The 22,866-nt window shown below is 55.1% G+C and carries 17 protein-coding genes; 11 read left to right on the top strand and 6 right to left on the bottom strand.

The genetic code is table 11. From position 1 onward, the window contains the following. Complete coding sequence (locus tag CSTAT_RS03625) at window positions 1–1,134, top strand: pyridoxal phosphate-dependent aminotransferase (protein WP_075722498.1); 1,134 nt, start codon at window positions 1–3, stop codon at window positions 1,132–1,134. Here the strand turns inward: CSTAT_RS03625 and CSTAT_RS03620 are convergent. Further along, on the bottom strand, window positions 1,131–2,711 hold the full coding sequence (locus CSTAT_RS03620) for a sodium:solute symporter family protein (protein ID WP_075722497.1): 1,581 nt from the start codon (window positions 2,709–2,711) through the stop codon (window positions 1,131–1,133). The genes CSTAT_RS03625 and CSTAT_RS03620 overlap by 4 nt on opposite strands. Before the next feature lie 141 nt (window positions 2,712–2,852). Between CSTAT_RS03620 and CSTAT_RS03615 the strand changes: the two genes are divergently transcribed. The 3 genes from CSTAT_RS03615 to CSTAT_RS03605 are packed head-to-tail and all read left to right on the top strand — an operon-like array spanning window position 2,853 to window position 6,102. Beyond that, window positions 2,853–3,422: a helix-turn-helix domain-containing protein gene (locus CSTAT_RS03615; protein ID WP_075722496.1), complete on the top strand. Its 570-nt coding sequence runs from the start codon at window positions 2,853–2,855 to the stop codon at window positions 3,420–3,422. 35 nt (window positions 3,423–3,457) lie between these two features. Further along, window positions 3,458–4,456, top strand: coding sequence for an agmatinase (gene speB / locus CSTAT_RS03610; protein ID WP_075722495.1), 999 nt, complete (start codon window positions 3,458–3,460; stop codon window positions 4,454–4,456). Window positions 4,457–4,485: 29 nt separating this feature from the next. Next, window positions 4,486–6,102, top strand: coding sequence for a thiamine pyrophosphate-binding protein (locus tag CSTAT_RS03605; RefSeq protein ID WP_075722494.1), 1,617 nt, complete (start codon window positions 4,486–4,488; stop codon window positions 6,100–6,102). A 1-nt stretch (window position 6,103) separates the two neighbouring features. Here the strand turns inward: CSTAT_RS03605 and CSTAT_RS03600 are convergent, their stop codons facing one another. Next, on the bottom strand, window positions 6,104–7,321 hold the full coding sequence (locus CSTAT_RS03600; protein WP_419186563.1) for an aromatic amino acid transport family protein: 1,218 nt from the start codon (window positions 7,319–7,321) through the stop codon (window positions 6,104–6,106). A 98-nt stretch (window positions 7,322–7,419) separates the two neighbouring features. Further along, window positions 7,420–8,733 (bottom strand): 4-aminobutyrate--2-oxoglutarate transaminase, encoded by a 1,314-nt coding sequence (gabT, locus tag CSTAT_RS03595; RefSeq protein ID WP_075722492.1) that lies wholly within the window; start codon window positions 8,731–8,733, stop codon window positions 7,420–7,422. A 121-nt stretch (window positions 8,734–8,854) separates the two neighbouring features. Here gabT and CSTAT_RS03590 point away from each other — a divergent pair, with 121 nt between their 5' ends. Beyond that, on the top strand, window positions 8,855–10,300 hold the full coding sequence (locus tag CSTAT_RS03590) for a PucR family transcriptional regulator (protein WP_075722491.1): 1,446 nt from the start codon (window positions 8,855–8,857) through the stop codon (window positions 10,298–10,300). Here the strand turns inward: CSTAT_RS03590 and CSTAT_RS03585 are convergent. Next, window positions 10,297–11,529 (bottom strand): M20 family metallo-hydrolase, encoded by a 1,233-nt coding sequence (locus CSTAT_RS03585; RefSeq protein ID WP_075722490.1) that lies wholly within the window; start codon window positions 11,527–11,529, stop codon window positions 10,297–10,299. The two genes, CSTAT_RS03590 and CSTAT_RS03585, sit on opposite strands and share 4 nt — an antisense overlap. 41 nt (window positions 11,530–11,570) lie before the next feature. Continuing rightward, window positions 11,571–13,220, bottom strand: coding sequence for an amidohydrolase (locus CSTAT_RS03580; RefSeq protein ID WP_075722489.1), 1,650 nt, complete (start codon window positions 13,218–13,220; stop codon window positions 11,571–11,573). A 125-nt stretch (window positions 13,221–13,345) separates the two neighbouring features. Here CSTAT_RS03580 and CSTAT_RS03575 point away from each other — a divergent pair, with 125 nt between their 5' ends. From CSTAT_RS03575 to CSTAT_RS03550, 6 genes are all read left to right on the top strand, one after another. Next, window positions 13,346–14,473, top strand: a complete 1,128-nt coding sequence (locus CSTAT_RS03575) for a helix-turn-helix domain-containing protein (RefSeq protein WP_075722488.1) — start codon at window positions 13,346–13,348, stop codon at window positions 14,471–14,473. Between the two features lie 141 nt (window positions 14,474–14,614). After that, window positions 14,615–15,997: an MFS transporter gene (locus tag CSTAT_RS03570; RefSeq protein ID WP_407065295.1), complete on the top strand. Its 1,383-nt coding sequence runs from the start codon at window positions 14,615–14,617 to the stop codon at window positions 15,995–15,997. Window positions 15,998–16,055: 58 nt separating this feature from the next. Continuing rightward, window positions 16,056–17,723, top strand: coding sequence for a thiamine pyrophosphate-dependent enzyme (locus CSTAT_RS03565; RefSeq protein ID WP_244892893.1), 1,668 nt, complete (start codon window positions 16,056–16,058; stop codon window positions 17,721–17,723). A 175-nt stretch (window positions 17,724–17,898) separates the two neighbouring features. Further along, window positions 17,899–18,954: an ABC transporter substrate-binding protein gene (locus tag CSTAT_RS03560; protein WP_075722487.1), complete on the top strand. Its 1,056-nt coding sequence runs from the start codon at window positions 17,899–17,901 to the stop codon at window positions 18,952–18,954. Between the two features lie 47 nt (window positions 18,955–19,001). Beyond that, entirely contained in the window at window positions 19,002–20,609 is a 1,608-nt protein-coding gene (locus tag CSTAT_RS03555; protein WP_075722486.1) for an ABC transporter permease, read from the top strand. A gap of 3 nt (window positions 20,610–20,612) precedes the next feature. Next, window positions 20,613–21,659: an ABC transporter ATP-binding protein gene (locus CSTAT_RS03550; protein ID WP_075722485.1), complete on the top strand. Its 1,047-nt coding sequence runs from the start codon at window positions 20,613–20,615 to the stop codon at window positions 21,657–21,659. Between the two features lie 11 nt (window positions 21,660–21,670). On the opposite strand, the gene CSTAT_RS03545 is transcribed toward CSTAT_RS03550, so the two are convergent. Then, window positions 21,671–22,849, bottom strand: a complete 1,179-nt coding sequence (locus CSTAT_RS03545; protein WP_244892892.1) for an ArsB/NhaD family transporter — start codon at window positions 22,847–22,849, stop codon at window positions 21,671–21,673. Window positions 22,850–22,866 lie beyond the last annotated feature (17 nt).

The raw sequence follows: 22,866 nt of genomic DNA, 5'->3' as shown, positions 1-22,866 counted from the left end.
ATGAATTTCATCGCTCAACGCATCCTTGACCAGCGTCAAGCATCTCTTCGCCCGCCGCTTGGGGTGGTGCCGCCCGGCGCGGTGTCGTTGGCGTTGGGCGAGCCGGACTTCGCCCCACCGCAGGCGGTTATCGATGCCACCACGCAAGCAGTCGCCCAAGGCCGCACCAACTACACGGATCAGCACGGCATTGCAGAGCTTCGCGATGCCCTTCTCACCGCACTTCCCGCCCGCCCATCGGACTGGGATAAGGACAATATTGTGGTGACACACGGAGCGACCGCCGGGCTGGGCGCGCTATTTTTCGCGTTGATTGAACCAGGTGACAAGGTGGTCATCCCGCAGCCGGCTTATTCTTTGTACGCCGACCAGGTGGTCTTGGCCGGCGGCACCGTGGAATTTGTTCCCATGGGCAAGGACCTCCACTTTGATTTTGACCAGCTTGCCACGGCGCTTGACGGCGCAAAGATGGCGGTCTTTTCTAATCCTTCTAATCCCAATGGAATCGTGCATACCCGCGATGAGCTGGAAAAGCTTGCACAGCTTCTCGATGCCACCGATACCCTCGTCGTTTCCGACGAAGCCTACTCGGCCCTCACCTATACCGCCGAACCATTCACCTCCGCTTTAGAGGTTCCCGGCTTGCAGGAGCGCACGTTATACGTGCAGACCTTTTCCAAGAAATACTGCATGACGGGCTTCCGCGTCGGCTACATCGCGGGCGCGAAAGATTTGATCGCTGCGATTGCGCAGATGCACCGCACCTTCAACGGCTCAGTGTCGGAGCAGTCGCAGCTGGCAGCGCTCGCCGCGGTATCTCTGCCGGAGTCTGTGGTCACACCGATGTTGGAAGAATACGCCCAGCGCCGCGACCTGGTGGTTCGCTTGCTTAACGATGTCCCCCACGTCCAACTCTTCGAGCCCGAAGGCGCGTTTTATGCATTCTTCTCTTATGACTTGGACAAGCCCTCTTCCCAGGTAGCCGCCGAGCTGGCCGAACGCGGTGTACTAGTGCGCGCTGGTGCCGAATATGGCCCCGCCGCCGAACACCACATTCGCCTATCGTTTGCGGCCTCGCAAGCTAATATTGAACGTGGCATTGGAATCATTCGCCAATACTTCGAAAAGTCCTAGACCTTCTTCAACAGTTCCTCTTCAATTCCGCGCGCGTCTTCCTCAACTTGTTCCAGGGAAGGCGCGCCTTCTTTGGTCCGCTTAATCCATGCGGCCAGCACTTCTGGGTCGGTTGGTTTGGTAGCAAGCGATACCGCCACGTAGACGAATGCTGACAAAATCAGACCAACATAGATTGGCTCATTAGCAAAGACACCATCGAAGCGGTTTTCTGCACGAATCTCCAGGACACCCATGGTGATGAGCGTGCCCACGGAGCCAGTAATCATCGCCCATGTTGCGCCTGCGCCGGTACCCCGCTTCCATACCAGCCCACCGATGATGGCAACCAAAAGACCACCGACGAGGATGTCATAAGCAATGGTCAACGCCGCGACCACATCCGGTACCGCCATGGCGATAAACAGCACGATGACGCCAAAGATGAGTACCCAGCGGCGGTTGATATTCACGTCTTCTTCGGCTTGCTCCGCGCGTGCTGCCGAAGCATCCGCAACCTTGACCACTTCCATAGGCGTTAGCTTGCGGGGTCCGCGCTTTTCCGACATCCCCTTCAACAGCGGGATGACATCTGCCTGAACCACGGTAGCTGCAGCTATCAACCCGCCCGAGGCAGTGGACATCATCGCAGCCACGCCAGCGGCAAGAGCGATGCCGCCGATGCCGACAGGCAGAACTTCCAAAGCAACGGATGCAAAGACATCATCACGAACTTCGATGCCCGGTAAGAGAACGGCTGCAGCCATGCCAATGATCGCGCCAGCCACGCCGAAGAGAATGCAGTAAACACCAGCCGCAGTACCACCCAAACGAGCAACACCTGGGGTCTTCGCAGTGAACACGCGCTGCCAAATATCCTGGCCGATCAATAACCCCAGTGTGTAGATGACAAAGTAGGTAATGATGGATTGCAGACCCATGCCGCCGATATCAAAGAACTCAGCATCCAAGCGGCCCTGCAGTCCGGACCAGCCGCCTGCCTGCGACAGCGAAATCGGCAACATCAGCATAAAGACACCAATGGTCATGATGATAAATTGCCCCATATCTGCCAAGGTGATCGACCACATACCGCCGACAGTGGCATAAATTAACACCACGGCGCCGCCGACCAGAATGGAAAGCCACCGCTCCCATCCGAAGAGAACCACGAAAACCGAAGCATAAGCTCCGGAAGATGTTGCGGCCAGCATCAATGTATAGGCCAACATGATGAGCGAGGACGCTTGCGTGGATTCAGTGCCATAGCGCAAGGTCAACATTTGCGAGACCGTGAAGATACGCAGCCGCTGCAATGCCGGCGCAAACGCCAAGCTCAACACCAATACGCCGACGCCGATGGCGGTCACGAGCCAGAATCCTGAGATGCCGTAGGCATAACCAAGACCGATTCCACCCACAGCTGAAGCACCACCAAGAACGACGGCCACCATCGTGCCCGCGTACAAAGTTCCGCCCAGGTTGCGCCCGGCAACAAGGTAGTCAGCGGTATTGCTAATTCTACGTGCTCCCCAAACTCCGAAGGCAATCATGCCGACTAGGTATAGAGCCAAAACTGCAACGTTGAGCCATTCCATGAAGATCCCTCTTTAACGTTTAGTAGCTGAGCTTTCTTTTCCGCGAATCTGTATTGCACATCACAATATGTGACCCTATACTAAACATTAGTTGCCAAATAGGCAACAGCTGTTTTGAACGAATTTCACTAAGGTAAAAGGATGAAGTCTCTTCCCATAGAACCCGTCGCAAGCGACATTGCCCTGGTCAGCCGCCTGCGCGCACTGCGCGAACGCAGGCATTTCACCCTGGATCAGGTTGCAGAGCGCACCGGATTTTCCAAGGGATTCATCTCCCGCGTGGAACGCGACCTGACCAGCCCATCAGTGCAATCACTGGTCACCTTGTGCCAAGTCTTAGGCATCAATCCAGGCCAGCTGCTCGATAGCCCCGAAGTATCCGTGGTGAAATTCGATGCTGCCCCACGGGTCGACTTGGGCGGCGCCGGCATCATCGAACGCCTGCTCACTCCACGCACCCAACGTGAAATTCAAATCATCCACATGTCAGTAGAAGCCCACGGCCACGGTGAAGAAGAGCCCTACACCATGGATTGCCATATTGAATCCATCCATGTCATCAAAGGCAGCTTCGTTGTTAAAACCTCCGCAGAGGAATTCACCTTAGAAGCCGGCGACACCCTGACCTTCCCCGGGGCCGAACCCCATACCTGGCACAACCCCACCGGTGACAGCGCCGAGGTGCTGTGGGTCTTATCCGGGGTCTCATAAACCTAAACACAGCTTGAAGAAAGGACGCTCATCCCATGCTAGAGATTCCACGCGTTGAAGAAGGCGGCCACATCGGCCCAGTTAATTCGGCCTTGGTTCCGCGCTACAGTGGCGAATCCACCTATGCCCTACTGCCGCGCTTACGCGATATTGAGGCGCAGGACCGACAAGCTGGCATCAAGGTAGTCGGCGTTCCTTTTGACTCCGGTGTCTCCTACCGCCCCGGTGCGCGCTTTGGTTCCAACCATGTGCGCCAGTCTTCCCGCCTGCTGCGCCCATACAATCCAGCGACGGATACTGCGCCTTTCGCGCAGACCCAGGTGGTGGACGCGGGTGACATGGCGGTTAATCCTTTCAACATCAATGAGGCCATTGAGGCTATCCAGCAAGACGCCATGGATCTCACCGCGGATGGTTCATCACTGATGACCATCGGTGGTGACCACACCATTGCACTGCCGCTGCTGCGTGCGGCATCGGCGCGCGCGAAAGAGCCGGTTGCACTGCTGCATTTCGATGCCCACTTGGACACCTGGGATACCTACTTCGGTGCGGACTACACCCACGGCACACCATTTCGCCGCGCGGTGGAAGAAGGCGTGTTGGATACAGAGGGCATCTGCCACGTGGGCACCCGCGGCCCGCTCTATGGCAAGAAGGACTTGGAAGATGACCGCCGCTTTGGTTTCGGCATTGTTACCTCCTCGGACGTGTTCCGTCAGGGCGTGGATGAAATCATCGCTAAGCTGCGTGACCGCGTGGGCAAGCGCCCGCTGTACATCTCTGTGGACATTGACGTCCTTGATCCTGCTCATGCCCCTGGCACCGGCACCCCCGAAGCTGGCGGACTGACCTCGCGTGAGTTGCTGGAAATCATCCGTGGCCTGCGCGGGCTCAACATTGTTGGCGCTGATGTCGTGGAGGTTGCTCCTTCCTACGACCATGCGGAAATTACCGGTGTTGCGGCATCACACGTGGCCTATGACTTGATTACGTTGATGGCTGACCTGCGCGCGAATACCCAGCGCGCTTAGGCACTGCGCGAAGACAAGAAGGAGAACATATGACTACTCGCAATGGCGGCGACCTGGTTGTTGAAACCCTGCAAGCGCTGGGCATCAAGGATGTCTTTGGCATCCCTGGCCAGCACGCATTGGGGCTTTTTGATGCCCTGTCGCGCAGTTCTTTGAACTTTTACTCCAGCCGCATGGAGAACAATGCAGCCTTTGCGGCTGAGGGTTATGCACGTGCGACCGGCAACCCGGCGGCACTGTTTTTGTCCACTGGCCCCGGCGCGCTGACCTCGCTTGCTGGGCTCCAGGAGGCTTATGCCACTGGCGTGCCAATGATTGTGGTGTCTTCGCAGATTCCGGCCGCGGGCCTGGGCGCGCGCCGCAAAGGCATGCTGCACCAGCTGGATGAACAGACAGAATCCGTGCGCAACGTAACCAAATATCAGGCGACGGTGCAGCAGGCTGCTGCCATTCCAAGCGTTCTGGAAGATGCTTACCGTGAGGCAATGACTGCGCCGCAGGGGCCAGTGTGGGTGGAGGTCCCGCAGGACATCTTGTTGGAATCTCAGGACACCGCGCATGGGCTACCGGCGATTACCGCCGCGACCACCGCGGCGGAGATCAACCAGCCGGAAGCACACCACGCACTGGTGAGCCGCGCGGCGGAACTGATTAACGCGAACTCCACCGTCATTGTTGCCGGCGGCGGCGTGCGTCGCTCCGGCGCGGGTGAACTGCTAGTGCAGTTGGCGGAAAAAATTGATGCGCCGGTGGTGTGCACTGTCGGTGGTAACACTGCCCTGCCGTTGGATCATCCACTGGCCGTGCATTTTATCGAAGACCGCCATGTCACAGACCTGATGGATAGTGCTGAAACCCTGCTAGTGTTGGGCAGCTCCCTGGGTGAGGTGACGTCCAATTACTTCACTATGAAGCCAACTGGCACCATCATCCAGGTGGATGCTGAGTCCAAGGTCTTGTCTTCAAATCATCCTTCACTGGGTATTCGCGCGGATATCTCCACTTTCTTGGCGCAGCTGCTTCCAGCGGTAGATACTGCAACGCATGCTGGCGCGGACAAGGCAGCTGAAGTAAACACCAAGGTGGCAGAGCGCATGAGCGAGCTTGGACTGGAGCATGAGCAGCAGGTCATGGATGCAATTCGGGAGGCTGTGCCGGATGACATGCAGACCTATTGGGATATGACCATCGCTGCTTATTGGGCGTGGAATGTGTGGGATGCCAAGGACGGCGAATTCCACTCGGCACAAGGCGCCGGTGGCCTAGGCTATGGCTTCCCCGCCGCCTTGGGCGGCGCACTAGGACTGGGCCAGCGCACCTTTGCGCTGGCCGGTGACGGCTCTTCCCTTTACTCCACTTCAGAACTAGCAGCCGCAGTCCAGCATGATATTCCGGTGACTTGGCTGATTGTGGATGATGGCGGCTACGGCATCTTGCGCGAGTACATGAATGAAGCTTTCGGCAAAGCTACCGCTACGGAGCTCGCGCGTCCTGACTTTGTAAAACTCGCAGAGTCCTTCGGCGTTCCAGCGTTCAGGGCAGAAAAAGAGACCCTGCAAGAAGTACTGTCACAAGCACTTGATGCAGAGTCTGGCCCCAACGTTGTAGTGTTGGAAACCCACTTGAAGATGTGGGAGCTAACCTAGGCTACGCCCAGCCGGCGGGAACAATTCCAAAGATGCTGCCAATGGAATAGAGGAACGCCAGGCCGTAAACGATGATGATGGTCGCTTGGAGGATCGGATGCGCGGTCCAACCCAGCGACCATTCTGGGTTGCGGTCGCCGTACTTGCGGGAAGCGTGCAGCAACATCACCGGGATGATGGACATGACTACACCCGCAATACCGCCGGCGTAGCTCAAAGCTGAGACGAATCCGCCAAAACCCGCGAAAGTAATAATCAATGGCAGACCAACGGTCATGGCAACGGCAACACCACGCTGCCAACCATGCTGTGGCCAGTGGAAGATGTCCAAGACGTTACGCATGGTGGTGTAGCCGATGGCGAGGAATGACGTCATCATTGCAAACAGCGCAAAGAGATTAGCCAGGTAATAAGCAATTGGACCGAGCTCTTCACCCCAAGAAACGGTGACGACCTCAGACACATTGGTACCCAGCAGACCGAGCGCTGCAAAAGGAACCGCAGCCAGGGTAATACCGGTAGCGACCATGCCGCCGATAATGGTTGGAACAATCTTGTCCGAGTGATTATCGCGCATACCGCGGGCAAGCTCCGGCACAACGTACTGCGCCATGAAGGTGAACACAGCCAGGTTCATAATCGGGATGATGAAGTAAGGACGCAAAATCCACAGATTCTCAAACTCAATACCAGGCCCGATGAAGGTCCACATCACCAAGATGACCACAATGGCGGCCATCGCGATGGTGATGACGGCCTCGGCAACACCGGTTGCTTCCAGGCCCTTGTACATAATGAATGTACCCAGTGCGAAGAACAAAAGCGTACCGATAGTCGGCGGTATGCCCAACAGGTTATCCAGCAGTTCGCCTGAACCGGCGGCATAACCAATCAGCGCGCCGGTGCCATTGACCGCAATCGCGGCAAATACCAGCCAGCGTCCCCAGTGGCCCAAGTACTGCTCAGCCAGACCAGACAGCTGCAGCGGCTTGTTGGTGCGCAGTGACACCTCTGCCACGTACATCATGGACAGCGTGGTCAAAATACCGGCGATTGCGAGTGCGATGAACAGCGCTAGGAAGCCACCGTTGCGGCCGGCATAAGGAAGGCTCAAAATACCAGCACCGATGTTGGTACCGAAGATCAGAGCGACAGCTTGCCACGGCGTGATGCGGCTTTCAGTTTCTTTCGATGGATTGATAGATTCATCAAACTTGATGTTGTTGCTATTCAAATTTTCATCCCCTGTTTGAAATGAGTGTTCCCCTGACCGGCCCTGCGAAACTAGACGCTGGTCAGGGGGACAAGTATGGAATTTTAGGCGAGAGCCTCGCGGATTTCCGTGGTAAGGATTTCCAGACCTTCACGCAGCAGGTGCTCCGGGATGGTCAACGCAGGCAGCAAACGAATGACGTTGCCGTCCAGACCACAGGTCAAGATGAGGATGCCCTGCTTCTTACATGCAGCAGCAATTTCATTGGTGACCTCACCGTTAATGAGCTCAATAGCCATCATGGCGCCACGTCCGCGGACATCCAGGACGGATTCCAGCTCGAGCAATGGCTCAAAGTACTCGCGAACGATTGCTTCGATTTCGCGTGCGCGACCTGGAAGATCATGGGTCTCGAATTCTTCGATGGCAGCGAGCGCTGCGGCACAAGCAACTGGGTTGCCGCCGTAGGTACCGCCCAAAGAACCTGGGATTGGGCTGTCCATGATTTCCGCACGGCCAGTCACACCAGATAGGGGCATACCAGCAGCAATACCCTTAGCGGTGGTTACCAGGTCTGGGATGACCTGCTCATTCTCAGACGCGAACCACTGTCCAGTGCGGCCGAAGCCGGACTGAATTTCATCAGCGATGAAGACAACATCGTTGTCACGACACCACTGCGCAATCGCCGGCAAGAAGCCTTCAGCAGGAACGATGAAACCGCCCTCACCCTGAACTGGCTCGATAACAACACACGCCAGGTTTTCAGGTCCAACCTGCTGGTCCAGCACCTTGATTGCACGTGCAGCAGCCTGATCACCCTTCAAGCCATCACGCGCTGGGTATGACATTGGTACGCGGTGAACATCGGAAGCCAAGCTGCCAAAACCGGTCTTGTAAGGCTTGTTCTTAGCCGTCATGGACATGGTCAGGTTGGTGCGACCGTGGTAGCCGTAATCAAATACTGCCACGGCATTCTTGCCGGTGTACTTGCGGGCAATCTTGACCGCGTTTTCTACTGCCTCAGCACCGGAGTTAAGAAGAACAGATTTCTTCTCATGGTCACCGGGGGTGAGCTGGTTCAGCTTTTCACACACCGCCACGTAGGACTCATATGGGGAGACCATGAAACAGGTGTGGGTAAATTGTGCGGCGGCCTTAGCCACAGCATCTGCAACTCGCTTATTGGAAGCACCAACGGACGTCACAGCAATGCCGGATGCGAAATCGATGTATGAGTTGTCATCTGCATCAACCAGGACACCACCATCTGCAGCAACGACATATCCAGGCAGACCTGGGGTCAGGGCACGGGCAATGGCTGCCTCTCGGCGCGCATTAATCGCAGCGCTCTTTTCTCCCATTCCATCAGTGACTACTCGACGCTCCTGCGGCAGGTGGTAATCGAAGTCCTTCATGCTTCCTCCTTCAAAGGCTCAATCTTTGTGTTCTCACTCAGTATGGCTACTCACTGTGTTGCGCACCATGTACACTATGGCGAAAGATTGTGGTTCGGATATACAGAATGGACATTGCTGGATGCTGGAATTTGAGTGGTTGTTCAACCAAGGCGCCTTGGAAGTCAACCCGATCTGCCCGTCCACTGCCGCCACATTTTCTGGTGTTCAGACCAATGAGTTGGAAGATGCCACGGAGTTCATTCAGCAGGATTCTGTAGTTCTCACCATTGCAATTGCGTTTGCCAACCGCGAGGATGAGCTCGCTGCCTACCTTGCCCACCTGGCTGAGGCCGGTGCGGTGGCGGTGGGTATTGGTACGGGTCTGATATTTCCTACTGTGCCGGAGTCGGTAATTGCGGCCGCACAGGAACTTGGCATTGGTTTATTTGAGGTCCCACGTCAGATCTCATTTATCTCCATCGTTGCTGCAGTCCACCAGGAACAAAGCCGCCGCAACGATATTGCGCAGCGCCGGCTTTTGGCCGCGCAGGAAAAACTCACGCATACTGCTACCCGCGGTAACCTCACGGAATTGCTGCATGAGGCTGCTTATTTCATTGATGTTGAGCTCTCCATCATTAATGAACGCGACGATGTAGTGGCTTCTACCGCCCCACCAGCCAAACGTAAGTACTTCAGTTCTTATGAGATGACCTCCCATGGCGAGCGGCAGCACACGCTGAAGGTGGATTCTGATCATCCCATCAACGCCGAAGATCGCTCATTAATCAGGCACTGCGCTGGCCTGGCAGACATGTTGCTTGCTCGCCCGGTGGAGCTGCGCCAAGCACGCAATGAGCTCAATTCTTTTGCCCTGCGTTTGAGCTTAGGCCTGCCGGATACCACCTCACCTTCGCAGATGCTGCCCACGACCTTGGATTTTCCGCGTGACAAGGAAGGTTTCACGCGCCCGGTAGTGGCACTCGCCGATGACACCCGCAGCCTTGAGCGCGGCAAGCTCGCTCTAGATGCGAACCTGGAAGACCGCGGGCAGTTTCTTTATGTCGCTCAATTAGACCCACTGAGTTTTCTAGTCTTATTCCGCGGCGATGCCGAACTACAAGAAATGCTCGACCTCTTCGCCGGCTCACTTCGCCGCTTGCGCGTGGCCATTGGCAAACGCATCCACGCCACCGAACTGTCTTCAGATCACGTTGAGGAACTCGTCGCGCGTGCTCGCCCACTTCCGTTGGGTGAATATCTCTCCCCGCGCAGCCAATCCATGCCCTGGCTCAACTCCGAAGTCGTACGCGCCGCACTGGCCAGCCGACGCCGCGAAACCATCAACGTGCTGCGCACCATCGACGCCGAACGCAATCTGGACTTAGCCCGCACATTATCCGTCTACTTAAGAAAAGGCGGGCAGCTCAACCAAACCGCCGAAGCACTCAAAATCCACCGCCACACCGCCCGCAACCGCATCGCACAAATTGAACAGCTCTGCGAAGTCGACCTTTCAGAGCCCACAGTCTTTGCGGAACTACTCTTCGCAGTTGTCCAAGATACCGACACCGACCTGGACTAAGAGAAAATAAGTTTTGCCGCAACCTCGGTAAATATTTCAACGCCGGCAAGGCAGTCCTCAGGTGTCGTGTACTCAGCTTCGTTGTGAGAGATTCCATCCTTGCTGGGGACAAACAACATGACGGTTGGGACCAGATCCTTCATGTTGGTGGAATCATGGCCAGCCACTGTAAAGATTTCTTGGTGGGAAATCCCGAGTTCCTTAACTACGTCGCGGCTGAGTTCAATGCCTGCGGCTGGATATGGATTGAGGTCCCAATAGTGTGTCTGTTCACGCTCGATTGCGGTCTTAGACTCCTCCTCTGCCGATGCGATGATGGAGTTAAGTTGCTCCTGTGCTGACTCCAATACTTGAGAGTCTGGTGAGCGCAGGTCAACGTTGAACTTCACTTCACGCGCGATGGTGACTGGTGAGTTTGGTTCCAGCGTGAGCTGAGAAACTGAAGCTTGTAGTTGTCCGGGCTCATAATTGTCGGTTAAGCGACGCACTTCTGCAATCACGAGGGAGGCGCCAAAAAGTGCGTCCTTACGGTCAGCCATGAGAGTGGAGCCAGTATGGCCTTGCTCGCCGTTAACCGTTAGCTGGAATTTACGTGCGCCCCAAGTCGCGGTCACCAATCCAATCTGATTTCCTGCGTGTTCGAGGTCTTTACCCTGTTCCACGTGAATTTCTGCATATTCTGAAACCTTCGGCGGTGTCTGGACCGGTTGCCAGTTGGCTTGAGAGATGGCTTCCTTAACTGTAGTTCCGGATAGATCCGTGGACTCTAATGCGGTCTTGAGATCCATCTTGCCGGTGAATACAGAACTGCCCATCATCGACGGCGCAAAGCGGGAGCCTTCCTCATTAAACCAATTGATGACCACGATGTTGCGTGTTGGCTTCTCCCCAGATTTTTTAATTCGCTCAACGAGGCGCGCTGCTGCATGTGCGCCGGCAAGAACTCCGTAGGCGCCATCGAAGCGCCCGGCTAGGGGCTGGGAATCTAGGTGAGATCCGAGACCGACATAAGGTAACGCCGCATCAAATTCGAACAAGCCATACTGATTACCAATGTCGTCATAAGTAACTTTCGCGCCTAAGCCACTGAGGAGAGAAGCGAACCACTCACGGTTCTTAATATCTCCCTCACTCGCAGCCTGGCGTTCCACTCCGCCTCCTGGTGTTGCGCCGTTGGCGCTCATAGCTTCAAAGTCCTTGAGGAATCGCTCATTCCAATCCTGAGTCATGCTGTTCCTTTCAGTAGAGCAAATCGATTCTTTGCTTGCGGTTAAAACTGTCCGTGTACCAATTCGCCGCCAACCATGGTGGCAACAATGTCGATATTGCTAATCCCATTTGGTTCAACTTCCAGCGGGTTGTCCCCCAGCACCACCAAGTCAGCGAGCTGTCCCGGTTTGATTTGGCCCTTCTTTCCCGCCCAACCAGTGGCAAAGGCAGAGCCTGCTGTGTAGGCATAGAGTGCTTCAGCCGCAGTGATTCGCTCATCGGCACCATAGATTTCTCCAGTTTCAGTTTCACGGAGCACGAAGGCTTCCATGACTTTCAGCGGCGAGCCGTTGGCCACTGGACGGTCGGAACTTCCTGGTAAAACAACTCCTGCATCGAGCAAACGCTTTGCTGGATAAGACAGATTAGTGCGAACTTCGCCAATCTTGGCAGCCATCGAATCACCGAATTCCCGAATGAAACGGGGTTGAGGAACCAAGATGATTCCAGACTCTGCAATCTTCTTAATTTGTGAATCTTGCACCACACCACCGTGTTCAATTCGGTGCGGCATCGAAGGTTGGCCGTAACGAGAAGTCGCTTCAGTAATGACCTCTATTGCGAACTCCACCGCGGCATCACCAATCGCGTGCAGCGCTAAGGACCACCCTAGTGACGCTGCTTTAAGCGCTTGAGATTTCATCACCTTCACGTCACCTTGGAAGTATCCATGGTGCGAACAGCACTGGTAGTCCTCGCTCATCGCAGCGGTTGTGCCTAAGAGAGAACCGTCGGTAAAAATCTTGGTTGGGCCAATCTGCAGTCGTTCATTACCAAACCCAGTGCGAAGGCCAGTATCTATACCGAAAGCAGTCTTCTCGCTAGTGTGTCCCTCTAAATCATGCAGGACATCGATGGTTGGCATCAGCTGCATGCGAGTAAGTAGCTTCGCTTCCTGGTACGCAGCGATTTCACGCGGAGAGTGACCTATCCATCCGCCAGCGACACCTGCGTCTGTAACCGATGTAAGTCCCTCAGATACATAGTGAGCTGTCGCTCGCTCAAGCGCTTGTACCAAGTCAGACGTTGCTTCTGGCTGGAGAATATCCTGGATAATGCGCATGGCGTTTTCATCAAGCAGCCCGGTGGCATTGCCCTCAGAATCGGTGACAATCTCTCCGCCTTCGATTGCCTGAGGGCTGTGAGGATCGACTCCTGCGATTTCCAAAGCCTTAGTGTTTACGGTGTAGGCATGTCCAGAGTTGTGCTTAATCAGCAGCGGTCGTCCTCCGGCAGCATCATCGAGCTTGTGAATCTCTAGTTCGGCGCCTTCGAGATAGTTCGGGTTGAAACCCGAGGAAATAATCCACTTATCGGCTTTCTCCGAGCCATTGGATTCGTCTACGTCTAGTGCTTGCGAGATTGTTTCATATACATCTTCGGGAGCACTGGCGTGGCTCAAATCAATTTCTAGAAGTGTCTGGCCAAACCACACGGTATGCGCATGCACATCATTAAACCCCGGCGTGATTACCGCACCACCAGCATCAATATTCTTTGCATGACTGAACTGACGCGCGGCATCATCCAATGCCACAATTTTCCCCTCAATGATCGCGACTGCCTGAGCATCAGGATTCTGCGGATCCTGGGTCAGAAACTGGGCGTTATCAATGACGGTGACGGGTGAATGATTCAAAGGAGATTGCATCAAGACTCTAAATCCTTAGCTTTTGTTTGTGATCTAGGGCTCAAAGTAGTCCCCTTGAGATGCGGATTGGGATTTTTCTCAAGAAGTTGTAAATCCACCAATGATTTACAGCTATCGTTGTGCATATGCACGAACGCCAATGGGAAGACCTCATCTCACAAGCCCTAGAACACATCCCTCAAATCGTCGAGGACTTCCTACATGAGTTCAACGAGATCGGCCTATACGGCGATTCTGGGATCCCCGATTCCGAGATTCGGTCAACGGCTTTCGAAGTCTTGTCTCTGTTGTTGCGCGCTACTACTTCCGTGCAAGAACAAGCTCAACTCAAGGTACATGCCGAAAGCTTTGGCCATCGCCGAGCTCGACAAGGTGTTGACCTTCCACTACTGGTCGACGCTATCCACTTGGATTTCAAAATCATTTGGAATTACCTCAAACGAATTGCCAGCGATGAATCCATGCCCGTCCTAATAGAGCATGTAGAAAAGCTCAACTACGTCATCACGGAATACGCTTTCTACGTACGCGCATCCTTTCAGCGCGAAGAAGCACGCACCGCGCAAGACTTCCGCATTATTAACTCCCGCTACCTGGACCGCCTATTTTCTTCAGATTCCCTCGGTGAGCGTGGCCTCACCGAAATTTCCCACATTCTGGAAATCGAGGAATCAACGCAATGCGAAGTAGTGGTCTTCCATCCATCCATCGCCGATGAAGCTCATTCAGCCCTTGAAAAGGCAACGGCGTCAGGACGAATCTTCTGCCAAAGCTTTGGAACAAGTTACGCAGCCTTTTGGCAAACTGGTGACGCCGAAATTGAAACGCACATCCTCGATGTTGAACGGTTTCCGGGAATCCGCTTTGAGACCGTTGTCGGCCTGTCCGAAGTACGACGTGCGGTGCGCTCATCCTCAGTAGTCTTTAGCTCCTATGGTCGCCCCAAAAAGCTGGAATCAATCACCAATGTCATGTGGGCAGTAGCACGCAAAGCGCTCACCTCAGTTTACGGGCGAAGAATCGAAGAAATAACCGCCTACACAAATGAGCTGAGAAGCAACGATGATCCAATTCTCGCCACGGTAGACGCCTACCTCAAGACCGGTTCTATCAAACAAACCGCCCAGTTATCGTTTTGTCACCGCAACACTGTCATCAACCGAATTAAACAATTTACAACCCAATCTGGATTAGACATCACCGTGCCCAAACATGCTGCCCTCGCGATTGTCGCACTGTCCTCCCACGATTAGAAATATGCAATAGCACAATTTTCGGGGCTGAAAGTTTGCCGATTACCTGTATTTAAACTAACCTCTTGAAACCTATGTCACAGTTCCTAGAGTGTTGAGACATACATAATCGACATTCCGAACATAAAAGGGGATCACATAGTGACTTCGTCGACAAACCATCAACCGGGATCGGGTCAGCCGTCAGCAGCCGAGCTCAAAGAACAAATTGCTCAAGGCGCTGAAGTAGAAGTTGATCCTAAAGAAGTTGGCCGTATTGCGCGTGCAGCCTTCATCGGTACGGCACTTGAGTGGTATGACTTCTTCCTCTTCGGCACTGCTTCCGCTCTGGTGTTCAACCACCTCTTCTTTGCAGGTGTCGGCGGCGCGAATGCCACACTCGCAGCATTCGCTACCTTCGGTGTTGGCTTCTTGGCACGCCCTCTGGGCGCTGTCCTGTTCGGCCAAATTGGCGACAAGTACGGCCGCCGTCCAGCACTGATTATCTCCATTGTTGTCATTGGTATTGCCACCGGCATCATCGGTTTGCTCCCCACCTACGGTTCCATTGGAGTCTGGGCACCAGTCATGCTGACTGTGCTCCGACTGTTCCAGGGTGTCGCCGTCGGTGGCGAATGGGGTGGTGCGACCACCATGGCAATTGAGCACGCACCAGAAGAAAAGCGCGGACGTTATGCGGCGCTGGTCCAGATTGGTTCTCCTGTTGGTACGTTGCTGTCCTCCGGTATCTTTGCCCTGGTCCTCATGCTCCCAGAAGAGTCAGTTGACTCGTGGGGTTGGCGTATTCCATTCCTGATCGCCTTCCCATTCCTCGGCGTTGCACTGTGGATTCGTATGAAGGTTGAAGAATCTCCGGTCTTTGAAGCACTCAGTGCAGTTGAAGAAGGCGACAAAAAGAAGGGTTCACTCAAGGATCTCTTCCGCGATTACTTGCCACAACTTGCACTAGCAACCGCAGCAGCATTGTTGGGCATCGGCGGATTCTTCGTTATGAGTACCTACGTTCTGAGCTACGCTACCGAGACCCTAGGTCTCGACCGCCAGATGGTTGTTAATGCGACTCTGCTGGGTGCAATCTGCCAGATCTTCATCAACATCTTCTTCGGCCGCCTCGGTGAGAAGTTTGGGCCGGGCCGCATCATCGGTTGGGGTGGCGTCGCCACCGCACTTCTGTCCTGGCCAATTTGGACCATGATCGATTCCGGAAATGCCATCGCGCTGACATTCGCTGTCTGCTTGGGCATTTCTGCAGTCACCGTGACCTACTCTGTTTCTGGGGTGCTCTTGTCCGAGCTTTTCCCTCCAGAAATGCGCTACTCCGGTGTCGCAATTGGCGCCAATATTGCCGGCGCAATCTCTGGCCTGCTTCCGTTCTTGGCTACCTGGATGAATTCCACCAATGAACAGCCAAGTTCAATACCTGGCATTGTCATTTTGATTATCGTTGCGCTCATTACCGCAGTTGGCGGATTCGTCGGAGAGAAGTACCGAGTTAAAGATAACGTCGTACGCCAAGAAGCCTAATCACCCAGCGCTCTACCTAATCTCCTTCTATCTAAGAATTTTTTGAAAGGTCACACCAATGTCATCCACCAGCAGCAGCCACATGCACGTCGGACAAGCCATCGTGTCAGCACTGCAGGCCCACGATGTGAAAAGGATTTTCGAAGTCCCTGGTGAAAGCTTCCTCCCTGTTCTTGACGGCTTGTATGAAACCGATATTGAAACCATCGTCTGCCGTCATGAAGGCGGCGCGACCTACATGGCTGAGGCGCATGGCAAGCTGACCAATACTCCAGGCGTTGCCATGGTCACCCGTGGCCCCGGCGCAGCGAATGCATTCGTCGGAATCCATACTGCATGGCAAGATGCCACGCCGCTGGTGTTGTTTGTCGGTTTGATCCCTAACTCTGACCGCGACCGCGAGTCCTTCCAAGAATTTGATCCGAAGGCTTGGTTTGGCACGCAGACCAAGAGGGTCTTTGTCTTGGATGACCCCTCACGTACACACGAGATTGTTGCTCAGGCTTTCCACGCAGCGACCTCCGGACGCCCCGGACCAGTCGTCATCGGTCTTCCCGAAGATGTTCTCTATGAACCTTTCGAAGGTGTCCGAGCAGCTCCCATCCCGGTTAGCAAAGGCGCGGTGTCCACCACAGACATTGAATACTTGCGACAAGAACTGGGCAAAGCTCAAAGTCCAGTGCTCTATGCAGGAGGGCCAGGTTGGACTCCTGAGGCAGCTCAGACCTTGACCAAGTTTGCAGAGGCTAACAAGATTCCGGTGTTGCATGACTGGCGGGTTTCGGACCGCGTTGCCTTCAACAGCCCTGCCAATGCAGGATGGTTGGGCTATGGCCGCTCCGATGCTGCCGCTGAACTCTTCAATAACGCTGACCTCGTCATCGGCATTGGCGCCTTGTTCACTGATGTCCCGACCGACGGATATAAGCTGCGCCAATCCCCTGCTGCGAAGAATATCTTCGTCAATGTTGATACAGCTCTGCAAGGTAATTCTGGCCCAGTGGCTCACCACATCGTGGCCACTCCAACTGAGTTCGTAGCTTCTCTTGATTCGCTTTCGCTTGCCGATGCCTCCGCTCGTACCGCTTGGTTTGAAAAAGCACGCGCGGACCACGCGGAGTTTTCCACGCCGGATACAGATTCGCCGCTGCGGGATACCAAAGAAGGGACAGTGAATTTGGAAGTCGTCTTTGAACAGCTGCAAAAGCAGTTGGATGATTCCGCGCTCTTCACCTTCGGCGCGGGCAATCACTGCATTTGGGCACAGCGCTATTTGCCTACCCAGCAGTACCCATCGCAGCTCAGCGTCAAGAACGGCTCGATGGGCTACAGCGTGCCCGCAGCTGTGGCCTCAGCCTTGGAGGATCCTTCGCGCACGGTGGTGACCATTGCCGGCGATGGTGAGTTCCTCATGAACTCCCAAGAACTGGCTACTGCAGTTCAATATGACGCCCCGATCCTTATTGTCGTGGTTTCTAATGGAGAGTTCAGCACCATTCGAGACCACCAAGAAAACCACTTCCCTCGCCGCATCTCCGGTACTCAAATTAAGAATCCGGATTTTGCAAAGGTCGCTGAAGGTTACGGCGCGTTCGGGCAAACCGTACGCTTGAATGACGAGGTTGCTGATGCAATTGAGCAGGCGTTGAAGGCAGTGAGAGAAGATAAGCGCTCAGCTCTGATCAATGTGATTGCGGATAAGGACTTCTCACTGCCTGCAAGTTAGGCATCGAAAAGCAAAAGCGAAAGAGAGAGCCATCACGGGAATTGCACATTTTGGTGAATCTCGCACGCCGAGTGTGCGATTATTAAGCTCTGATTAACCAATTGTGTACCTTACGGTCTTTTTCATGCGGCACTATCGAATCTTCGTTAGTACCACATTCCCTATAGGAGCTTTCATGTCTCGTTCTTTCTTCCGCTCATCCCTCGCTGTTGCTTCCGCTGCGGCTACTGCCCTTGTGTTGGTAGCGTGCTCCGAGCCAACTGAAGGTGGCAGCGACACCGACGCTGACTCCACCGCTGCATCTGGCGATGAGCAGGTCACCATTACCGTCTACACCTCTGAGCCGGAAGAAAAGGTCGACGAGATCAACGCTGCGTTCATGGAAGCGCACCCCGATATCAACGTTGAGGTCTACCGCGCTGGCACTGGCGACCTAAATGCACGTATCGCTTCTGAGAAGGAATCCGGTGACATCGAGGCTGACGTTTTGTGGGCTGCAGACTCGCCTACTTTTGAGGGCTACGCAGCTGATGGTGACCTCGCTGAGTTACAGAACGTTGATACCGAAGGTGTCATGGAAGAAGTCATCGATGAAGAGGGCTTCTACGTTGGCACCCGAATCATCCCCACCGTCATCGCCTACAACACCGATGTGGTCAGCGAAGATGAGGCACCACAGTCCTGGCAGGATCTGATTGACCCGCAGTACATGGACAAGTTGGTCATGCCTGACCCAGCAGTTTCTGGCGCGGCAGCATTCAACGCTTCGGTCTGGCTGGAATCTGAGGAGCTCGGTGAAGAGTGGATTACGGCACTTGGTGAGAACAAGCCAATGATCGCGCAATCCAACGGCCCAACCTCCCAGGAGATTGCATCGGGTTCCCGCCCAGTTGGTGTGGTTGTGGACTACCTCGTGCGTGACTTGGCTGCTGCAGGTTCCCCAATCGCAGCTTCTTACCCATCTGAGGGTGCGCCGTACATCTCTGAGCCAGCTGGTGTCTTCGAAGCTTCTGAAAACAAGGAAGCAGCAGAAACCTACATCAACTTCCTGCTGTCTGAAGAAGCACAGGAAATCGCTGTTGAGCAGGCATACCTGCCAGTTCGTGAATCCGTTGACACTCCTGAAGGTACCCCAGCACTCGCGGACATCAATTTGCTCAACCCAGACCTAGACGCTGTTACCGAAGGCCAAGATGACGCAGTCGCTACCTTCCAAGATGCGATGAAGTAGTCTCACTAGCTTAAGATTTCTCACCTTCGACCTTTCATTTCCTTTTGATGCGACTACTCTCCTCACTTTCCGTCCTGCGCCTTGGCGTCTGGCTCATCATCGCGGGATTCTTTCTTATTCCACTGTCCATGGTGGTCAGTCTCGCGCTGGGCGGAAACCAAATTCCCATCCTGCTTGATCAAGGACTGGGTACTGCAGCGTGGAATTCGCTGTACACAACGCTGCTATCCGCCATCGGCGCGGTCATCATTGGCACAGCCATCGCGCTGGTCATTGACCGCCTCGATACCTATGGCAGCAAGTGGCTGCGGCTGCTTCTACTGTCGCCACTTCTGGTGCCGCCGTTCATCGGTGCCATCGCCTGGATGCAGCTGTTTGGACCAGCACAAGGATTTAACCGCTGGTTCGGGCACGAAGTGTGGAACATCTACGGCGCCGATGGCGTCACGGTGCTGTTGATTCTGCATTCCTATCCGATGGTCTACATCATCGTCTCCAACGCATTGCGCTCGTTGCCGGGCGATTTGGAACAGGCCGCACGCATTTCGGGTGCTTCTAGCTTTACAACCATTCGCACCATTACATTGCCGCTGCTGCGCCCAGCGCTGCTGTCGGCATTTACGCTCACGGCCGTGGCAAACCTCTCTGACTTCGGAATTCCCGCCCTTTTAGGATCCCCCGCGCGCTTTGAAACGCTGGCCACCATGGTCTATCGCTTCATGGATTCCGGCACCGTGGACAATCCACTGCAGGTAGTCTCCACCATTGGCGTGGTGCTACTCTTCCTCGGTATCGCCGCTGTGTTCGCCGACCACATTGTCGCCCGCTTCTCCGCGTCCTCACTACAAGACACCGGCGCTTCAGCACGCATGGAACTCGGCCCGGCGCGCCTGCCAGTCAGCATCATCACCTGGATTGTGGCGTTGATTATTACCGTGGCACCCATCGTGGGCTTGGCGTACCGCGCGCTGCTTCCCGCACCAGGTGTGCCGTTTACGCTGGAGAATATCTCGCTTAATAACTTCGCCAACGCCATTGGCAATCCACGCGTAATTGACGGATTCCAGAACTCCGTCTTCCTGGCTGTTTCGGCCGCGATTGCCTGCGGCTTTTTGGGCTGGCTCGTGGGTATTTTGGTCACGCGCACCAAGCTGTTTGGTAACACTGCGCTGACCTTGTTGGTGCTGCTACCAACGGCATTACCAGGTCTTATCATCGGTGTCGCGTGGCTTATATTTGGCCGCTACACCGATATTTACAACACGGTGTGGGTTATTCTTGGCGCTTATATCTGCGCCTTTACTGCCCTGGTGTTGCAGGCGGTTCGCGCGCCACTGCAGAACACTCCCGTTGCCGTGGAGGAAGCCGCCCGGATTTCCGGCGCGGGTCCAGTACGCGCAATCTTTAGCACCACCGCGATGATGACCATCCCCGCGGCAATCTCCGGCGCGGTTCTAGTTCTGGTCACTGCGGTGCGCGAGCTCACCGTTTCCATTTTGCTCATCGCACCGGGCACCACCACCTTGGGCGTGCAGGTGTTCAACCTGCAGCAAGCTGGCAATTATAACCAGGCTTCTGCCCTATCTTTGATGTTCATGCTGGTGGGCATCATCGCGCTATCTGTCACGTTGAAGTCTCCGAAAGTAGGTTCATAACTCATGTCTGCCATTCACCTTCAAGACCTCACCGTGACCTTTGCGGACGGGACCAAAGGCCTTGAAGACATCAACCTGGATATCGCCCCGCATGAGTTCATCGTGCTGGTCGGGCCTTCTGGTTCCGGCAAGACAACCCTGCTGCGCACTATCGCCGGATTTGTTCACCCCAGCCAGGGCAAGGTCGAAGTCGGCGGCAAGGACTTAACTGGGGTTTCCCCGGAATCGCGTGGGATGGGCATGGTTTTTCAACAGCATGCCGTGTGGCCGCACATGAGCGTGGCAGATAACGTCGGCTACCCGCTGAAATTCACCAAAGACTCAGCTCAGCTGCGCAAAGAAAAGATTCAGCGCACATTAGAACTCGTGGGACTTGACGGCTTTGGAAAGCGCAAGCCGGGAAGCCTCTCCGGCGGGCAGCGGCAACGCGTCGCACTCGCCCGCGCTATCATCGCCGACCCCACCGTGCTGCTTCTCGATGAAGCCCTCTCCGCCCTCGACGAACCCTTACGCGACAGCTTGCGCCGCGAACTGGTCGCACTCACCAAACGCGAAGGTCTTACCACAGTCCACGTCACCCATGATCGCAATGAAGCCCTCGCCATTGCAGACCGCATCGTGGTGTTGCAAGAAGGTCGCATCGCGCAGGTTTCCACGCCCGAAGAGCTGCTGGTACGGCCCGATACTGCTGAAGTAGCCGCATTCATCTCCGATGCCACCATCATTCCAGCACAGCTCACCGCCGCGGGCGCGCGTACCGATGCCCTCGGCACCACCTGGCCCGCCAACCTCATCGAGCAAGCGTCGAAAAGTGTGGCGCATTCCAACGCGGTAAAGCTCGCAGTCCTGCCCGCCGATACGCAGCTGGTCTCCCCTGACACCGACGGCGCAGTCCCCGCCACGATTGAGTCCGTGCTCTTTGAACGCGACCGCTTCAGCATCACCGCCAAGGCCGGTGCTTACACTTTCCGTACCACCAGCACGCAGCGGCCAAATATTGGTGACCAGGTGGGCATTATCCCGCAGCGAATGCTCAGCTACCCAGGCTAAACCAGCTAAAGCTAGACAAGCGTCGCGACAGACAGCAGCACAACCACCGGTGCCAAGATACATCCCAGGATAATGAAGGTTGACCATTTGATATCCACCCCGGCGCGGCGTAGTTGGTCGTGCCATAGTAGCGTCGCCAAGCTCGCCCACGGCGTGATAATTGGGCCAGCATTAACGCCGATAAGCAGGGCAATATAGCTCACTGGGGTGGACACCATTGGCTCTAAGAATAAGAACGCCGGGATATTATTCATCACGTTCGCAGCCACGCCACCGGCACTGGCAATGGCTACAAGTTCCACAAAGCCCTCGGCGCCAGCGGTTAAATCACGCAGCCATCCAGCCCCACCGACGGTGTGCACCAGCGCGGCGACGCCGGACACAACGGTGACCAGCAGCAAGGAATTCCACGGCACCAAATCAACAGAAAGCAGATACTTATTGTGCCTCACGCACGCTGCCATGATGAGAAGCGCGGCAATAGTGGTGCTTAACCAGTACGGAATGGGCGAGGCTAAAACCGGCATCAAAACCGCAACCACCACGGCACAGATAATCAACAGGTTGCGGTGCTTGCTTATCGATGTCCCCTGCCCCCGAACTTCCTCTTTCCCTTGTGAGATACGCGCGTAGAACAAGGTGATGATGGCGGCTGCGGCGACGACGAGAATAATCGCCGCCAACGCGGGTTTCCAGGCATAAGACAAGTAGTCGAGCGTGCCTGAGAAAGCATCTGAGCCTAATGCCAGCAGGTTAGTCAGGTTAGAAACCGGCAGCGGCATCGATGCAATATTGGCTATCCACACCACGGTAAACGCCACGCCGATGACGGGGATGTTATTACGTCTGGCCAGCGGGATTGCGAGAGCGGTGATCATTACCGCGGTGGTATCAAGCGACAGAAATATCGTGACCACCACGGCGAGAAGCACTAGCAAAACCCACAGGGTAACTGGCCGCAACAGCCGGTGTTTGGGAGCGATCTTCTCCAGCTTGGAGACCACTTCATCAAAGAGCCCTACCTGAGAAGAAATGTTGACCACGATGGAAATTGCGATGACAAATACAAAAATCGGGATGAGGCGTGAGACCAAATCTCGCAACGCGGAAAGCTCAACTAGGCCCAAGCCCATCAGCGCTACAACTGACAGCACGGACAAAAGTCCCGTTGAACTAAACCTTTGAATCACGCACTCATCATAGGCAG

Source organism: Corynebacterium stationis, assembly GCF_001941345.1.
GTDB classification, from domain to species: Bacteria; Actinomycetota; Actinomycetes; order Mycobacteriales; family Mycobacteriaceae; genus Corynebacterium; species Corynebacterium stationis.
The sequence above is the reverse complement of the archived record's forward strand: the minus strand, read 5'-3'. Positions and strand labels throughout refer to the sequence as shown.